Genomic DNA, 15,057 nt, shown 5'->3' on the forward strand with positions numbered 1-15,057 from the left:
CCTTTATCTTGCACTTTTTAGTCCCAAAAATTAATAATTTCAATAATTAATAGAGAATGGATTTTACAAACCCGTTAGTATATGGGGTACCTTGTTTTTTAGGATTTATTGCATTAGAACTTTCTTATAGTAAGGTTTTCGATGATAAAAGCCTTTATAAATGGAAAGACTTTTTCTCAAGTTTATCGCTTGGTATTGGTTCTGCTATTTTAGGAGCGCTGATTAAAACGGTTTCTATTATCCTCGTTTTTAATTTTGCGTATGATATTTTTAATCCTGTTGTAGATGGAGTTCGCACCAACATTATGGGGTACGAATCTTTTGGATATGCTTGGTATGTTTGGATAATCTGCATGTTGTTAGATGATTTTACTTACTATTGGTTTCATAGACAAAACCATATGGTTCGTTTTCTTTGGGCAGCACATATTGTTCATCACTCATCCGATAATTTTAATTTGGGGACTGCAGTCAGAAACGGTTGGTTCACCATATTGTACAAACCGTTTTTCTATGTTTGGATTGTCATCATCGGCTTTCCACCAGAAATGCTAGTAGTTTGCTTAGGTATTGAAGCATTGTGGCAGTTTCAGTTGCACACCAAATACATCAAAAAATTAGGTTTTATTGAAAAGTTCATCAACACCCATACGATGCACCAAGTACATCATGCTTGCAACATTGAGTATATGGATAAAAACCATGGTGGTATTTTAAATGCTTTTGATAGGATATTTGGTACTTGGAAAGAACTAGACGAGGATATCAATATTCAATACGGTGTTTCTACCCCACCAAATTCTTACAATCTCTACGTAATATTAATGCACGAATACCAAAACATTTGGCAGGATATGAAGAAATCTAGCAATTGGTATCACAAGTTTATGTACGCTTTTGGCCCTCCGGGTTGGAGCCATGATGGCAGTACCTTAACGGTAAAGCAAATTCGCAAAGAAATGGCCAAGGAAAAGCTGGAAGCAAAAATTAATGAGGATAAAAAAGAAAAAGAGTTAAAGGTTGCCTAGTTTTTAAGGCAACCACTTTTTATCAAAGTTCGGCTTTCTTTTTTCTAAAAAAGCATCTCGGCCTTCTTTTGCTTCTTCTGTCATATATGCTAAACGTGTGGCTTCTCCTGCAAATACTTGTTGACCAACCATTCCGTCATCGGTTAGGTTCATTGCAAATTTCAGCATTTTTATAGAAGTTGGTGATTTACCTAATACTTCTTGTGCCCATTCGTAGGCAGTTTGCTCCAATTCGTCATGCGGGATTACGGCATTTACCATACCCATTTCAAAAGCTTCTTGTGCGCTGTAATTTCTTCCGAGGAAAAAGATTTCACGTGCTTTTTTCTGCCCTACCATTTTAGCTAAATAAGCACTTCCGTAGCCTCCGTCAAAACTGGTTACATCGGCATCGGTTTGTTTAAATATAGCGTGTTCTTTACTAGCTAATGTCATATCACAAACTACGTGTAAGCTATGACCACCACCTACAGCCCAACCAGGGACTACACAAATAACAGCCTTAGGCATAAAACGAATTAACCGTTGAACTTCTAGTATATTTAACCTGTGATATCCATCTTCACCCACATAACCTTGTTGCCCGCGTGCTTTTTGATCACCTCCACTACAAAAACTATACACACCATCTCTAGAAGAAGGCCCTTCAGCAGACAGTAAAACCACACCAATACTGGTATCTTCTTGTGCATCGTGAAAAGCATCGAGTAACTCGGAAGTGGTTTTAGGTCGAAATGCGTTACGAACATCAGGGCGGTTAAAAGCGATTCGGGCTACGCCATTTGACTTTTTATAGGTAATATCTGAATATTCTTTAGCTGTTTTCCAGTTGGGTGTGTTCATATTTTATATTTTTACGGTAAAGATACTAATTTAGTCGTGTCCGACTAAGACTTTAGAGCGCTGCGCTATTAAATTATCGGTGTTAGACTAAGCGTATACTATTATACATCAGTATTTATAATTATTTTAGCAAGTGCTTAAAATGCTAACATCCAAAAATTTGATTATCAAAAACAAACACTTTTTAACTTCTATGCGAACGCTACTTTTTTTCTTCGGAATTGCCTTAACAACTCTTACTACAACCGCTCAAGAGGCTTATAAATTTACTACGGAAATTGACTTAGAAGCAACACCCGTTATAAGTCAAGGTCGTACGGGAACCTGTTGGAGTTTTTCGACTTCTTCTTTTTTAGAATCTGAAATAATTAGACTGACCGGAAAAGAAATCAATCTCTCTGAAATGTACCAAGTACGAAACACCTACCCTAAAAAAGCTGAAAATTTTGTAATGCGACAAGGGAAGGCACAATTTAGTGAAGGCGGATTGGCGCATGATGTAATTAACTCCGTCCGCGATTATGGTTTGGTAACACAAGAAGCCTACAGCGGTTTATTTACTTCAGAAGAAAACCATAACCACGCCGAATTAGTAGCTGTTTTAAAATCGATGCTTAAAACCTACATTGATAATCCAGCAAAAGCTTTAAGCCCTAAGTGGAAAAAAGCAGTTTCTAGTGTGTTAGATGTATATTTAGGAACTAACCCTAAAACCTTTCAGTTTGAAGGGAAACAATACACTCCAGAGTCCTTTTTAAAAATGACGCAGCTTGTACCTGAAGATTATGTAACAATAACGTCATTCAGTCACGCTCCTTTTTATTCAGAATTTATATTGAATATTCCCGACAATTGGAGTAATGGTAGTTTTTATAATGTTCCTTTAGATGAAATGATGTCTACTATTGACAATGCACTACAAAATGGTTTTACCATAGAGTTGGATTGTGATGTAAGCGAACGTACTTTTTCCTCAAAAGATGGAGTTGCGGTGATTCCTGAAAATTCAGAAAACAATATAAAAGCGTTGCAAGGTGTTTATTCAGAAAAAAATATAACACAAGAATACCGTCAGGTAGAATTTGAAAACTATGATACAACCGATGATCATTTAATGCACATTACTGGTTTGCTACGTGACCAAAATGGCACAAAATACTACAAAGTAAAAAATAGTTGGGGCACCGATGAAAGCCGAAATGCAAATGGTGGCTATGTGTATTTTAGCGAGGCGTATATGAAACTGAAAGCTATAAGTGTTATGGTACACAAGGATGCGGTGCCAAAAAGTACTTTCAAAAAATTAGCATTGTAATTTGGCTTAAAATTTGCTATATTTTATAGAGATGAAAAAACTCCTATTTATATTATTTTTAATCCCTGTATTAGCCATTGGCCAATCAGATTTTGATACCCGACAGGTATCTATCGAAGCAACTCCTTCTGTAGAAATAAAAGGGTTAGAATTAATGCCATACAGAGTTTTTGGTAACCGCCAAGGTTTTGGTGCGATACCGGTTTATACACCAAATCTAGCTCCTGTTTCTGTTTCAGGAAATGATTATTGGCAACCGGTTGATATGGTTCAAGCAGCTAATCAAGACAATAATTTTATTGATGCTAGACCTACAAGTAACAATCCATTTGCAGCTCGTTTAAATAACCAATTTGTACAACCAGGCTTACAAGGAGCTAATAAGTTTAATGTATACAACAACGACGAGTATTCGCGTGTAAATAATTCGGTTTACCAAAACCAAACAATGCCATATTATGGAAATCCGTATTATAGAAGCTCACAATATGGAAATCCATATTATTACAATCCATATTATAGGCAATCTGGCATAAACCTATATAAAAACAAAGAAAATAAAAGCACGATAAGCATTCAGGTGCGAGAATATTAATTAGATTAACTCAATACCATCACTCTTAATAATAATCTGTTTATCCTTGTAGAGACTACCGATAGCTTTTTTAAAGCTTTTTTTGCTTAAGCCTAATTCATTTTTAATACTATCAGGGTCACTTTTGTCGTGTAGTGGTAAAAATCCTCCAGCAGCTTTTAATTCGTCTAAAATATAATTAGCATTGGGTTCAATACTTCGGTAACCTGGCGCTTGAAGTACCACATCTATTTTATTGTCCTCACGTACTTTTTTAATGTATGCTTTCATGCGGTCTCCACTACGAATATCTTCAAAAATTTCATCAATATAGATGAGTCCGTGGTGTTTTCCATTTACAATGACATTGGCTCCTTTATCAGTCAGGTGAGTAACAAGTATATCTACTTTGTCATATTTCTCTACGGTAACATTGCTATTATCTAAAAAGCGATTTGTTTTACTAGAACCCACTAAACGGTTGGTCTTATCGTCCAAATACAAATACACAATATACCAGCTACCTACCGTCATTGGACGGGCTTGTTCTTTAAAAGGAACAAAAAGTTGTTTTTCCAATCCCCAATCCATAAATGCACCATATTTGTTTACATCACTACAAACTAGGTAAGCAAATTCATTTAAAATAACATACGGTTCTAGGGTTGTTGCAATAGGGCGTTCTTCATTATCTAAATAAACAAACACTTCAATTTCATCTCCTATTTCGAATGTTTCGGGTTTGTATTTGTGAGGTAATAAAAGTTCATTTTCTTCTTCATCTCCAAGATATAAACCAGGATCGGTTTCTCTTAAAATGGTAAGTGTTTGGTATTGTCCTATATTAATCATAGCTACAAAGGTACTATATAATGTGAGGATTAAATTATTAAAAAAGATATAAATGATATTAAAATATTTGCTATTTTTATCCCAATATGTATAAGGAAAATCCCCACAACTTCCCAACATCAGCCAAGTTTAACAAAATCATTGAGTTAACTGTTGGTACGGTTTACCTTTATGACAAAGTTGTTGTCGTTGAAATTAAAGAAGGTATGAATGTAAGTTATATCTCATCTTTTTCGGCACTACTATTAGTTTTGCGGCATGTTGGTATGAAACCAATGGTTTATATATCGCATAGAATAAACTCTTACTCTTTAACCCCAACAGACTATAAGTATTTACATAGAATCCCAAATTTAAAAGGTATTGCTGTAGTATCTGCTTCGACCATTGGGTATAAAAACTTAGAAATTGAAGCTGCATTTTTTAAAAAACCTTTTCAAGCATTTTCCACACTTGAAGATGCCTATAATTGGTCGCAAAACCTTTTAGAAAATCAACAGGTTACTTCAGGCATTTAAAATATTCTTTTAATACAACATCATTTATTTCAGATGGTGTTTTTACTTCTAATAATGATGGAGTATTTTTCTCTTCAAAGAAAATAGGTAATGTTTCCTTTAAGCTATTTTCATTATTCACTGAAAAGTATTTAAAGTTATACATACTAGATAAGTGTTTAGCAGATAACTTATGTTCTGTTTCAAAAAACTGATTAAAATGCTGTGTGTTTTGCGCATGGGGCAAAATTCTGAAGATTCCACCACCGCTATTATTGATTAATATTATTTTAAAATTCTTTGGAATATAATTACTCCACAAAGCATTGCTATCGTAAAAGAAACTTAAATCGCCGGTAATTAAAAGAGTAGGCAATTTTGAAGCATAAGCTGCTCCTACTGCTGTACTTACACTACCATCAATTCCGCTAGTTCCTCGATTACAAAATACTTGAACAGATGACGGAAGGTCAAACAATTGCACATACCGTATCGCAGCACTATTGGCGACCTGGAATTGTATTTTTTCTGGTAAACTATTTAAAATTTCGGAATATACCTTAAAATCTGAATAAGGAACCGATTCAACATACTTGTTATGCTTTACGGTACGCTCGTTTTTAACAGTCAGCCATTGGGTTTGGTAAGTATTGATAATGGTTTCGGTTCTAGGCAAAAAGGCTTTTAAAAACGTATTAGGAGTGATTTTAAAGTGATGGCTCAATGAAAAATATGTATCATACGCTTTTTTAGCATCAACGTGCCAATGTGCCTTCGGTTTATAGCTTCGTAAAAACTTTTTGATTCGTTTTGAGACTACCATCCCCCCAAACGTAAGCAAGATATCGGGTTGCAACTCTTTAAAACCGTCTTCATCCAAAACCGTTATAAGCTGATCTATTGCAGGGATAAAGTTTTCGTGATGCAAATTTGAAGTTGCTTCGGTCAATACTAAAACACTTTCATCTTCTGCTAATATCTTAATGTATTGTTCTTCTATACTGTTAGGTGGTAATACCCCAATTAAAATCATTTTTTTAGCACTATTATTCCACGCTTTCACAAATTCATCTATATTTTCAGAAATTTCGTCTGAATCAATCCTCGCTGGAACGTGCTGTGGACTCACTTCTAATGCTTTTACTTTATTGTATAAAGGTTCAGAAAAAGGTATATTTATATGTACGGGTGCTTGTAACTCAATTGCTGTGTTTAAAGCAATGTTTATTTCGGTTTCATTGTAGGTTTGGTGTTCTTCTCCTTCTTTGCAATTTGCATTATAAAGGATGTGTTTTCCATACACATCTTCTTGCTGAATGGTTTGACCATCCCCTATTTCGAGTAATTCTGATGGACGATCGGCAGAAAGAACAACCAATGGAATATCACTGTAAAAAGCTTCGGCCACGGCTGGGAAATAATTTAGCAAAGCCGAACCTGAAGAACAAACCAAAGCAACCGGCTTTTTAAACTGTTGCGCCATTCCTAACGCAAAAAAGGCAGCGCAGCGTTCGTCTACAATACTAAAACATGAAAAATCAGGATGTTCCGTAAAACCAATAGTTAAAGGAGCATTCCGGGAACCCGGAGAAATTACAATATGGTCTATACCCTTAGATAAACAAAGTTGTGTTACGGTTTGCGAGAGGCGTTTAGCAGAAAAATTCATTATTACAAAGGTACAAACTGCCCTGTCAATTTTAAAGCATTGGTTGCACTACTTGCAACATAGTTTGCAATTTATTTTGGGTTTCATCCCACTCTTCTTCTGGGTTTGAATCAAAGGTAATTCCACCCCCTACATATAAATAGGCTTTGTTCTTTTCAATCTTCATACAGCGAAGGTTTACATATAAACAAGACCTTGAATCATTATTATCTACAGAACCTATAAAACCTGTGTAATATTCTCTATCATATCCTTCATTTTTATTTATAAAATCTAATGCTGCAGATAAAGGTCTGCCACAAACTGCAGGAGTGGGATGCAAGGCAGCGGTAATGGTCGCTAAAGTGGTTTTTTTATTTTTCAGCATTCCGGTAATATCGGTCCGTAAATGTGCTAATGAACCCGCTTCGTGCGTATAGGTTTTTGAAACTCGTAAAACTGAAGTAACCTTTTGAAGACAATTGCTTATGGCATCGGTCACTACTTTCTGTTCATTTTTTTCTTTCAGTGTCCACTCTGGAGTTTTTTGGTTTTCAATCTTTTTTGTTCCTGCCAATGACATAGTGGTAAAAGAAGTTCCGTTGGTCATTAAAAGTGTTTCAGGTGTAGCGCCACACCACAATCCAGTTTCAGGGTGAAACCATACATAACGAAATGCTGTTGGGTATAATTTCAATAAACGAGGTACAAAACTTAAGAAATCAATCGGGTTAATGTCAAGTTCCTTTCTTCTGGAAACCACAACTTTGTGCGTATTTTTATGGCTTATAACCCTAATTGCTCTTGAAACCAGCCGCATGTAATCTTCCTTTTCCAATGTTTTAAAACTTGGAGCGATGGTTTCTGTTTCTAATGTTTCTTTTGAAATTTTACAAGTTATATGTTCAGATTCTTGTAAGGGAATACAGACAGCTTGACCTTCATACTTAAAAGGCGCCATCACAATTCCGCGTTTATCAAACGCTTCGGAAGTATATTTTTTTATATTTTGTTGAAGCAAAACTTCAACGGTATCACTTTCAGGGTGAGAATAAAGGACAAAAGGTTTTTGATTTTCATAATGATCGGCAACTTTTTGGAGGAGTACTTTTAAATTCATTAGCGATTAGTTTTCTAGGCTTAAGGTAGTCAATTTAACCAAAGAAACCAATTGGTCAGCTTCATTTACAATTCTAATCTGCCAAAGTTGTGTGGTTCGGCCTTGATGTAACACTTTTGCATGAGCATACACAAAACCTTCTCGCACACTTTTCACATGGTTTGCAGCGATTTCAATTCCTCGAATGCTCACCTTTTCAGCATCCATAAAAATAAAGGCTGCTGCACTTCCCACACTTTCAGCTAAAGCAACCGATGCACCACCATGTAACACGCCGTCGGGTTGATGTACTTTTGGAGTAACAGGCATTTTGGCAATAAGGGTGTCTTCGGTGACATCTATAAATTCAATCTCTAATGTTTCCATTAATGTATTTTGACACATTTTTTTGCAACCTGCCAATACTTCCTCTTTAGTATACTTCATCTGTTTCTTTTAACTTTGTAAAAATACAAAATAGAAATGGCGAACGAAAAAGAGGTTTCGTATACTTCAACAAATACATATACTACCGTAAATACATTTACTTCAAAAACCAAAAATATATGGATAACTTTCCACGGGTTAGGATATTTAAGTCGCTACTTTGCAAAGTATTTTAGACACTTAAATCCCGAAGAAAATTACATAATTGTACCCCAAGCTCCTTCTAAATATTACCAAGGTAGCGATTTTAAACACGTGGGAGCTTCATGGCTTACCAAAGAAAATACCGTGGCCGAAACCAAAAATGTTCTAGAATATATTGATGCTGTTTGGAAAAATGAAAAGCCAGAGACTATGCCCAATTTTATAGTAATGGGGTATTCGCAAGGGGTCTCCATCGCTACAAGATGGCTTTCTAGTAGAAAGATTCAATGTGATCAATTGCTGCTTCATTCTGGCGGGATTCCGGTAGAATTAAAACCTGAAGATTTTTCATTTCTGAAACCTGAAACCAAGGTAATTTACCTGTACGGAAGTAAGGATCCATACATTACTGAAGCACGTAAAACAGAAGAACAGTTAAAAGGTACTTCGTTATTTGGGAATAGATTACAAATATCTGTTTTTGAAGGAGTTCACGAAGTAAACACGTCTTTTCTACAGCAAGTAGCAACCGAGTAATCATTTTATATTGTGCAGTTCATCGATTTTTTTTGCACTTAGACAAAAAAAGTAGTTTCTTTATAAAGTTTTGTAAGAAAACCAAAGCTCCGAATTATGAAAAAACAACTACTAAGTCTTTTATTTATAGCTTTTTGCACTACGCTGTTTGCTCAAGTAAGCACACAAGAAAAGCAAGCTCTTATCGATTTTTATAATGCCACCAATGGGGAACAGTGGAACAATAGTTGGGAAGTAGACCAACCCGTTTCTGAATGGCAAGGAGTAACATTAGAAAATGATAAAGTAATTGGAATCACGTTGCTTTTTAACAATGTTGAGGGCACTATTCCTTCTTCTATCGGAAACCTTACCAATCTTGAAACATTAGAATTATCTTTTAATAAAATCAATGGTGAATTACCTACCACTATCGGAAATTTAAAGACTTTAAAGGTATTAGCCCTTAACGGAAACAATCTATCTGGAGCTATTCCTACCAGCTTGGGGAATCTTACCCAGTTAAAACAATTTCATGTAAGCAGTAATAAATTAACAGGAGCTATTCCTGCATCCGTACAAAACTTGACACTATTAGAAGTGTTTAATGTTTTTGATAATCAATTAACGGGTATTTTACCAACCGATTTAGCTCAAAACAACAATTTAAAAGAATTGATGGTAGCCGAAAACAATTTTACAAACCCAGAAATATTTTCAATGGTTTTACTTTCAAACTCTGGAGCATTATTAGATCTTACAAAAGAACCTTCAATAACGTCTCCAGCCAACAGTATTATTGCTATTGAAACAAGTGACGATGAATAAACATAGTATTATTTCTCGTGCGAATTTTCAGAATAGCTGAAAAAAAACATACCGATAAAAATCCAAAAATACCGTTAAAACACTTTGCGAGAAAAAAATTAATAATTACTATTGCATTAATTAATTAGTTTAGTTGCTAATTGATTTATTTGGTTTGAACGGTTCTCTACTAAGAACCGTTCTTTTTTTTTCCGTAAATCGCTGTAGAATAGGTGTTATGGCTACTTAATTTCTCAAAGTATTTTTCTTAAGCAAGGTTGAAAATTAATACGAAATGGTTTTGTAGTTCAACGTCAAGAAAATTTTACCGGTTTTTATTTCTTCTTTTCGCATCTTTTTTCTGTCAACATCAATGTCTTTTCCCATAAAGTTAAGCGGAATACGAATACGTTCCATTTCAAATTGCACTTCTACTTTTGTTGGCAGAACAGATTCGGAAGTCGGGTAATCTAATAGTAAGGTATATGTACCATCCTTTTTTGTACTTATTTCTGAAATGGCTATTCGTTCTGCATTTAAATCTAAATACAAGGTTGCAATTGAAAAATCGGCTTTTTTATCCGTTGGAATTATATTCACAACTTTCAATTTGTTTCCTTCAACCGTTTTCATTCCACGATCAACAGTGATAAAAGGATATTCAAACAATTCTTGAAACGAAAAGTCTAGACCACGCTTTGGGATAAGCGCAAAGTCTTCCGAAGAAAAAGCCATTGGCTCTCCTTTTTTAAATTCTACAGTCGCTTTTTTCTGTGGCATATTAATAAAGCTAATATCCACATCCAGTTTTAAATCGGCCGTAAATGCCGAAACCGTGTCCAGCCGTTCTTTAATGTGCAAAAGATCTTTATCTTGCTCTTGAGCCAAGCTTGAAAACGAACTCACAAATAGTAGTATCAATATCAATCGTTGTATCATCCTATATCTTTTTTCTGAAATACATACACTCCAACTCCTATAGTAATCAAGGTGTATGCTATTAATAAAGCGACATTGGTGTATATGGTGCTCCACGGTATTTCAAATGTAAAAAAGTACTGCCACGTATCATTCAGTTTTACGTATAGTAATTTATTTAGCAATTCACTTCCAAAATCAACTTTCAGAAGAATGTTTGAAAGTATTAAAAAGAAAGCTGCAATAATCCAAGTTTTCATCGCTTCTTTAAAGATAACGGCCAAGGTTACACTTACTACCGAAAAGAACACCATAGACACCGCTCCTACTATAAAAGCATATACCAACCTCAACAAAGCATCATCATGTTCAAAAAAGGTAAGACCGTTTACATACACAATTAAATCCCCTTTTCCGAACAAAGCATACGATAGTAAAAAGGACGTCAGCGCCAATACAAACACCACACAGGTGGTAAAAACAATGGCTACAATGTATTTACTGAGTATATACTGCCACTTTTTTACCGGCTGCATCATCACGGTTTGCAAAGTTTTGTCTTTATATTCTGTGGTGAGTAAACCCGACATAATAATGATCAAAATCAGTGGAACGTGAAACCACAGCGAGTTTAATATAAAGTAGGTGACTAAGTTTCCATTCAGCAGATTTCCTTCAAAATAGAAGGTATCTTTTAAATTGCTCAACACGATATCGATAATACCGGCACCTTGGTAATACGCACTAAACAAGACTACACCTTCTATCACAAAAATGGCAGCGAGTGCATAATACGTCCGGCTTTGCTTTATGAGTTTGTAAAATTCGGTCGCTAAAAGTGCTCTCATTGCGATATTGGGTGAAAAAGTTTCTGTAAATCTACTTCGGGTGTACAGGAAGTGATGCTAATCTGTTCTTCGGCCAATTGTTGCAATACCTTCGGAATTTCTTTGGAAGAAACAGAAACCATCACACAATTACCGCGTTCTATCGTTTCATATTTCTGTAATGTTTTTGAATCTGCAATTCCAGAACCGCAGATGGTATATTCATTTGTGTTTTCAGAAATTAATGTAGCCGTGTCCCCTGAGTTAACAATACTGCCATTATTAATAACATATAGCTTTGAACATAATTTACTCAATACATCAACAATATGAGAGGAAATTAAAATAGCTAGATTCTCTTCAGATAATTTCAGAATAAGATTTCGTAGTGATTCAATTCCCATTGGGTCGAGGCCTGAAAATGGTTCATCCAAAATTAAGCAAGAAGGATTGTTTAGCAACGCAATGGCAATGCCCAGTCTTTGTTTCATCCCCATGGAATAATTACGCACTGGGTCTTTTCTATCTATCGGTAGCCCTACTCGCTTTAAAAATTGATATAGTATATTTTTATCGGTACTTGCACCTTGCATTTTGGCAAATACTTTAAGGTTTTCATATGCCGTGAGATATTCGTACAAAGCAGGTTTTTCTATAATACCTCCCGCTTTTTTCTTTCCTGTATTTTCAATAGTAACGGAGCCATTATCGGGTGTTACCAATCCTATTAATATTTTAAACAAGGTTGTTTTACCAGCTCCGTTGGCGCCTACAATTCCACAAATTTCACCGGCTTTACAGGAGATACTTACGTTTTGTAACGCAATTACCGAACCGTATTGTTTGCTTACTTGTCTACACGAAATACTCATACCGTGGCTTGTGGCATATTTTGAAAATCAAATTTTGGCGTGTAATTCTTTTCTAAAAAGGTACGAGACCAAAAGTCTTTTTTAAACATAAACAGAGGTTCTTTTACCATAAAATAAGGAATATAGTGATACCATTTTACTCCACAGCTTTTATAATAAGCTTTTACTTCTTCTTTTATTCCTAATTCTTCAGCAGCGGTTTCAGCTGCCATACGTTGACATTTTGAAACGATGTATATATCTGCAATACGCGGACGAAAACCGTGTATAAAAAACTGATCCTTTGCTCGTTTGTAATTCTGGTACCGTGACCAGCCATCCATAATGACCAAATAAATATGAATAAAGGAAAACAGAAAGCACCATGCCCAAATAGCAACAATATAAACCGAAGCATTGTTCCAAGCTTCCATAAGTTGCACACCATACACCCACGACTCTATAATAAATAAGATGAGTGAAAAATACAGCAACCTCCCTACACGTAGGTATGAAACCACCGGATGCGGCTGTTTGGGAAGTAGTACAGATTCCATAAATTCAAATATACTGATAAATGGTATAGTGGGGTGTTATACTTGTCTTAAACAACTTTATGGCCTTTGTATAAAAAAAACCGCAACTATTAAGTTGCGGTTTTTCTATTATATATAAACTTCGGTCTTACTTAACTTCTTCGAAGTCTACGTCTTCTACATCACTGCCTTCTTCTTCTGAAGAACCGCCTGTAGCACCTTGCTCAGCTCCAGCTTCACCGCCTGGGGCAGCTCCACCTTGTTGATCAGCTTGCGCTTTGTACATCTCTTCACTTGCAGTTTTCCACGCTTCGTTGATTTTATCCAACGCTGGTTGAATGGTTTCAACTTCTTGTGTAGCATGCGCTTTCTTAAGCTCCTCTAAAGCATCTTCGATTGGCTTTTTCTTATCGTCAGATAATTTATCACCAAATTCTTTCAGTTGCTTTTCAGTTTGGAAAATCATCGCGTCAGCTTCGTTGATTTTGTCAACTTTTTCTTTCGCTTTTTGATCAGCATCAGCATTTGCTTCAGCTTCTTGCTTCATCTTTTCGATTTCCTCTTCTGTTAAACCTGAAGAAGCTTCAATTCGAATATCTTGCTTCTTACCAGTCGCTTTATCTTCAGCACTTACTTTAATGATACCGTTGGCATCAATATCGAATGTTACTTCAATTTGAGGTGTTCCTCTTGGCGCAGGTGGAATTCCATCTAAGTGGAAACGTCCTATTGTCTTGTTATCTGATGCCATCGGGCGCTCACCTTGCAATACGTGAATCTCTACACTTGGCTGATTGTCTGCCGCTGTTGAGAATGTCTGACTTTTCTTAGTTGGTATCGTTGTATTGGCTTCAATAAGTTTTGTATTAACGCTACCCATTGTTTCAATACCTAATGAAAGTGGTGTAACATCTAATAACAATACATCTTTTACATCACCAGTTAACACACCACCTTGAATAGCTGCTCCAACTGCAACAACCTCATCAGGGTTTACTCCTTTACTAGCCGCTTTTCCGAAGAAATTCTTTACAGCTTCTTGTACAGCAGGAATACGTGTTGATCCACCTACTAAAATTATTTCGTCAATATCACTCTTAGAAAGACCAGCTGCTTTCATAGCTTTCTCACAAGGAGTGATAGTTCTTTTTACTAGATCGTCAATTAATTGCTCGAACTTAGAACGTGTTAACGTTTTTACTAAGTGTTTTGGTCCACTGCTAGTAGCAGTTACGTAAGGCAAGTTAATTTCAGTTTGTGTAGAAGATGATAATTCAATCTTAGCTTTTTCAGCAGCTTCTTTCAAACGTTGTAACGCCATAGCGTCTTTACGAAGATCTAAATCTTCTTCCTTTTGAAACTCATCTGCTAACCAGTTAATGATTTTGCTATCAACATCGTCACCACCTAAATGTGTATCACCATCGGTAGAAAGTACTTCAAAAACGCCGTCTCCTAATTCAAGGATACTAACATCGTGTGTACCACCACCAAAGTCAAATACTACAATTTTCTGGTCGCTGTCTTTTTTATCAAGTCCGTATGCTAACGCAGCCGCTGTAGGCTCGTTAATAATACGTTCTACTTTAAGACCAGCGATTTCACCAGCTTCTTTTGTTGCTTGACGCTGACTATCGTTAAAGTAAGCCGGAACTGTAATTACAGCACGGTCTACATCTTGCCCAAGGTAATCTTCAGCGGTTTTCTTCATTTTCTGAAGAATCATCGCACTCAGCTCTTGTGGCGTGTACATACGATCATCGATTTTAACACGTGGTGTGTTATTATCGCCTTTTTCTACATCGTAAGCAGCGTTATCAATTTCTTTTTTTGATTCGGAAAACTTATTCCCCATAAATCTCTTAATGGAAGATATAGTCTTCTTAGGGTTTGTAACAGCCTGACGCTTTGCAGGGTCACCAACCTTAATTTCGCCACCTTCCACAAAGGCGATTACTGAGGGAGTAGTTCGTTTTCCTTCGGCGTTAGGTATTACCGTTGGCTCGCTACCTTCCATTACAGCAACGCAGGAGTTGGTTGTACCTAAGTCGATTCCAATTATTTTACTCATAGTGTTATAGTTATTGTTTTACTAATTCAAATTTTTAATTCGCTATGTATAAGTCAATGATTATGCCATCAGAAACTTTATGAC

16 protein-coding genes are annotated in these 15,057 nt (G+C 35.9%); 6 read left to right on the plus strand and 10 right to left on the minus strand.

The window, feature by feature from the left end; all coding sequences use genetic code 11:
• Window positions 1-56: 56 nt before the first annotated feature.
• Window positions 57-1,028, plus strand: a complete 972-nt coding sequence (locus AACZ92_RS04075) for a sterol desaturase family protein (RefSeq protein ID WP_339697411.1) — start codon at window positions 57-59, stop codon at window positions 1,026-1,028.
• Window positions 1,029-1,031: 3 nt separating this feature from the next.
• Here the strand turns inward: AACZ92_RS04075 and AACZ92_RS04080 are convergent, their stop codons facing one another.
• Window positions 1,032-1,871, minus strand: coding sequence for a 1,4-dihydroxy-2-naphthoyl-CoA synthase (locus AACZ92_RS04080; protein ID WP_339697413.1), 840 nt, complete (start codon window positions 1,869-1,871; stop codon window positions 1,032-1,034).
• A gap of 193 nt (window positions 1,872-2,064) precedes the next feature.
• On the opposite strand from AACZ92_RS04080, the gene AACZ92_RS04085 reads away from it, so the two are divergent.
• Entirely contained in the window at window positions 2,065-3,186 is a 1,122-nt protein-coding gene (locus tag AACZ92_RS04085) for a C1 family peptidase (RefSeq protein ID WP_339697415.1), read from the plus strand.
• Between the two features lie 31 nt (window positions 3,187-3,217).
• Window positions 3,218-3,781, plus strand: coding sequence for a hypothetical protein (locus AACZ92_RS04090; RefSeq protein WP_339697417.1), 564 nt, complete (start codon window positions 3,218-3,220; stop codon window positions 3,779-3,781).
• On the opposite strand, the gene AACZ92_RS04095 is transcribed toward AACZ92_RS04090, so the two are convergent.
• The gene (locus AACZ92_RS04095; RefSeq protein WP_339697419.1) at window positions 3,782-4,612 is read right to left on the minus strand and encodes a S1-like domain-containing RNA-binding protein; all 831 of its coding nucleotides are present in this window, start codon (window positions 4,610-4,612) and stop codon (window positions 3,782-3,784) included.
• 86 nt (window positions 4,613-4,698) lie between these two features.
• Here AACZ92_RS04095 and AACZ92_RS04100 point away from each other — a divergent pair, with 86 nt between their 5' ends.
• Window positions 4,699-5,130: a hypothetical protein gene (locus tag AACZ92_RS04100; RefSeq protein ID WP_339697420.1), complete on the plus strand. Its 432-nt coding sequence runs from the start codon at window positions 4,699-4,701 to the stop codon at window positions 5,128-5,130.
• Here AACZ92_RS04100 and menD read toward each other — a convergent pair.
• From menD to AACZ92_RS04115, 3 genes are read right to left on the minus strand one after another with little or no spacing between them, the layout of a single operon-like run.
• A complete protein-coding gene (gene menD, locus AACZ92_RS04105) occupies window positions 5,114-6,778 on the minus strand; it encodes a 2-succinyl-5-enolpyruvyl-6-hydroxy-3-cyclohexene-1-carboxylic-acid synthase (RefSeq protein ID WP_339697421.1) in 1,665 nt (554 codons plus the stop codon). The two genes, AACZ92_RS04100 and menD, sit on opposite strands and share 17 nt — an antisense overlap.
• A gap of 31 nt (window positions 6,779-6,809) precedes the next feature.
• Window positions 6,810-7,877 carry an isochorismate synthase gene (locus tag AACZ92_RS04110; RefSeq protein WP_339697423.1) on the minus strand — a complete coding sequence of 356 codons (1,068 nt, stop codon included), beginning with the start codon at window positions 7,875-7,877 and terminating at the stop codon, window positions 6,810-6,812.
• Window positions 7,878-7,883: 6 nt separating this feature from the next.
• Entirely contained in the window at window positions 7,884-8,303 is a 420-nt protein-coding gene (locus AACZ92_RS04115; protein WP_339697425.1) for a hotdog fold thioesterase, read from the minus strand.
• 36 nt (window positions 8,304-8,339) lie between these two features.
• Between AACZ92_RS04115 and AACZ92_RS04120 the strand changes: the two genes are divergently transcribed.
• Entirely contained in the window at window positions 8,340-8,984 is a 645-nt protein-coding gene (locus AACZ92_RS04120; protein WP_339697427.1) for an esterase, read from the plus strand.
• Between the two features lie 96 nt (window positions 8,985-9,080).
• On the plus strand, window positions 9,081-9,791 hold the full coding sequence (locus AACZ92_RS04125) for a Two component regulator three Y domain protein (protein WP_339697429.1): 711 nt from the start codon (window positions 9,081-9,083) through the stop codon (window positions 9,789-9,791).
• 264 nt (window positions 9,792-10,055) lie between these two features.
• Here the strand turns inward: AACZ92_RS04125 and AACZ92_RS04130 are convergent, their stop codons facing one another.
• The 5 genes from AACZ92_RS04130 to dnaK all read right to left on the minus strand — a co-directional run bounded on the left by AACZ92_RS04130 (window position 10,056) and on the right by dnaK (window position 14,973).
• The gene (locus tag AACZ92_RS04130) at window positions 10,056-10,709 is read right to left on the minus strand and encodes a hypothetical protein (protein ID WP_339697431.1); all 654 of its coding nucleotides are present in this window, start codon (window positions 10,707-10,709) and stop codon (window positions 10,056-10,058) included.
• On the minus strand, window positions 10,706-11,536 hold the full coding sequence (locus AACZ92_RS04135; protein WP_339697433.1) for an ABC transporter permease subunit: 831 nt from the start codon (window positions 11,534-11,536) through the stop codon (window positions 10,706-10,708). Before AACZ92_RS04135 ends, AACZ92_RS04130 begins: the two co-directional genes overlap by 4 nt.
• The gene (locus AACZ92_RS04140; RefSeq protein WP_339697435.1) at window positions 11,533-12,387 is read right to left on the minus strand and encodes an ABC transporter ATP-binding protein; all 855 of its coding nucleotides are present in this window, start codon (window positions 12,385-12,387) and stop codon (window positions 11,533-11,535) included. Before AACZ92_RS04140 ends, AACZ92_RS04135 begins: the two co-directional genes overlap by 4 nt.
• A complete protein-coding gene (locus AACZ92_RS04145; protein ID WP_339697437.1) occupies window positions 12,384-12,923 on the minus strand; it encodes a hypothetical protein in 540 nt (179 codons plus the stop codon). Before AACZ92_RS04145 ends, AACZ92_RS04140 begins: the two co-directional genes overlap by 4 nt.
• Window positions 12,924-13,050: 127 nt before the next feature.
• Window positions 13,051-14,973: a molecular chaperone DnaK gene (dnaK, locus tag AACZ92_RS04150; protein WP_339697439.1), complete on the minus strand. Its 1,923-nt coding sequence runs from the start codon at window positions 14,971-14,973 to the stop codon at window positions 13,051-13,053.
• Window positions 14,974-15,057 lie beyond the last annotated feature (84 nt).

Source organism: uncultured Marixanthomonas sp. (assembly GCF_963974425.1).
Classification (GTDB): Bacteria; Bacteroidota; Bacteroidia; order Flavobacteriales; family Flavobacteriaceae; genus Marixanthomonas.

What these genes read in the sequence shown, in the direction of transcription:
- AACZ92_RS04075 (WP_339697411.1), top strand. Translation starts at nt 57, where the DNA reads ATGGATTTTACAAACCCGTTAGTATATGGGGTACCTTGTTTTTTAGGA.
- AACZ92_RS04080 (WP_339697413.1), bottom strand. Translation starts at nt 1,871, where the DNA reads ATGAACACACCCAACTGGAAAACAGCTAAAGAATATTCAGATATTACC.
- AACZ92_RS04085 (WP_339697415.1), top strand. Translation starts at nt 2,065, where the DNA reads ATGCGAACGCTACTTTTTTTCTTCGGAATTGCCTTAACAACTCTTACT.
- AACZ92_RS04090 (WP_339697417.1), top strand. Translation starts at nt 3,218, where the DNA reads ATGAAAAAACTCCTATTTATATTATTTTTAATCCCTGTATTAGCCATT.
- AACZ92_RS04095 (WP_339697419.1), bottom strand. Translation starts at nt 4,612, where the DNA reads ATGATTAATATAGGACAATACCAAACACTTACCATTTTAAGAGAAACC.
- AACZ92_RS04100 (WP_339697420.1), top strand. Translation starts at nt 4,699, where the DNA reads ATGTATAAGGAAAATCCCCACAACTTCCCAACATCAGCCAAGTTTAAC.
- menD (WP_339697421.1), bottom strand. Translation starts at nt 6,778, where the DNA reads ATGAATTTTTCTGCTAAACGCCTCTCGCAAACCGTAACACAACTTTGT.
- AACZ92_RS04110 (WP_339697423.1), bottom strand. Translation starts at nt 7,877, where the DNA reads ATGAATTTAAAAGTACTCCTCCAAAAAGTTGCCGATCATTATGAAAAT.
- AACZ92_RS04115 (WP_339697425.1), bottom strand. Translation starts at nt 8,303, where the DNA reads ATGAAGTATACTAAAGAGGAAGTATTGGCAGGTTGCAAAAAAATGTGT.
- AACZ92_RS04120 (WP_339697427.1), top strand. Translation starts at nt 8,340, where the DNA reads ATGGCGAACGAAAAAGAGGTTTCGTATACTTCAACAAATACATATACT.
- AACZ92_RS04125 (WP_339697429.1), top strand. Translation starts at nt 9,081, where the DNA reads ATGAAAAAACAACTACTAAGTCTTTTATTTATAGCTTTTTGCACTACG.
- AACZ92_RS04130 (WP_339697431.1), bottom strand. Translation starts at nt 10,709, where the DNA reads ATGATACAACGATTGATATTGATACTACTATTTGTGAGTTCGTTTTCA.
- AACZ92_RS04135 (WP_339697433.1), bottom strand. Translation starts at nt 11,536, where the DNA reads ATGAGAGCACTTTTAGCGACCGAATTTTACAAACTCATAAAGCAAAGC.
- AACZ92_RS04140 (WP_339697435.1), bottom strand. Translation starts at nt 12,387, where the DNA reads ATGAGTATTTCGTGTAGACAAGTAAGCAAACAATACGGTTCGGTAATT.
- AACZ92_RS04145 (WP_339697437.1), bottom strand. Translation starts at nt 12,923, where the DNA reads ATGGAATCTGTACTACTTCCCAAACAGCCGCATCCGGTGGTTTCATAC.
- dnaK (WP_339697439.1), bottom strand. Translation starts at nt 14,973, where the DNA reads ATGAGTAAAATAATTGGAATCGACTTAGGTACAACCAACTCCTGCGTT.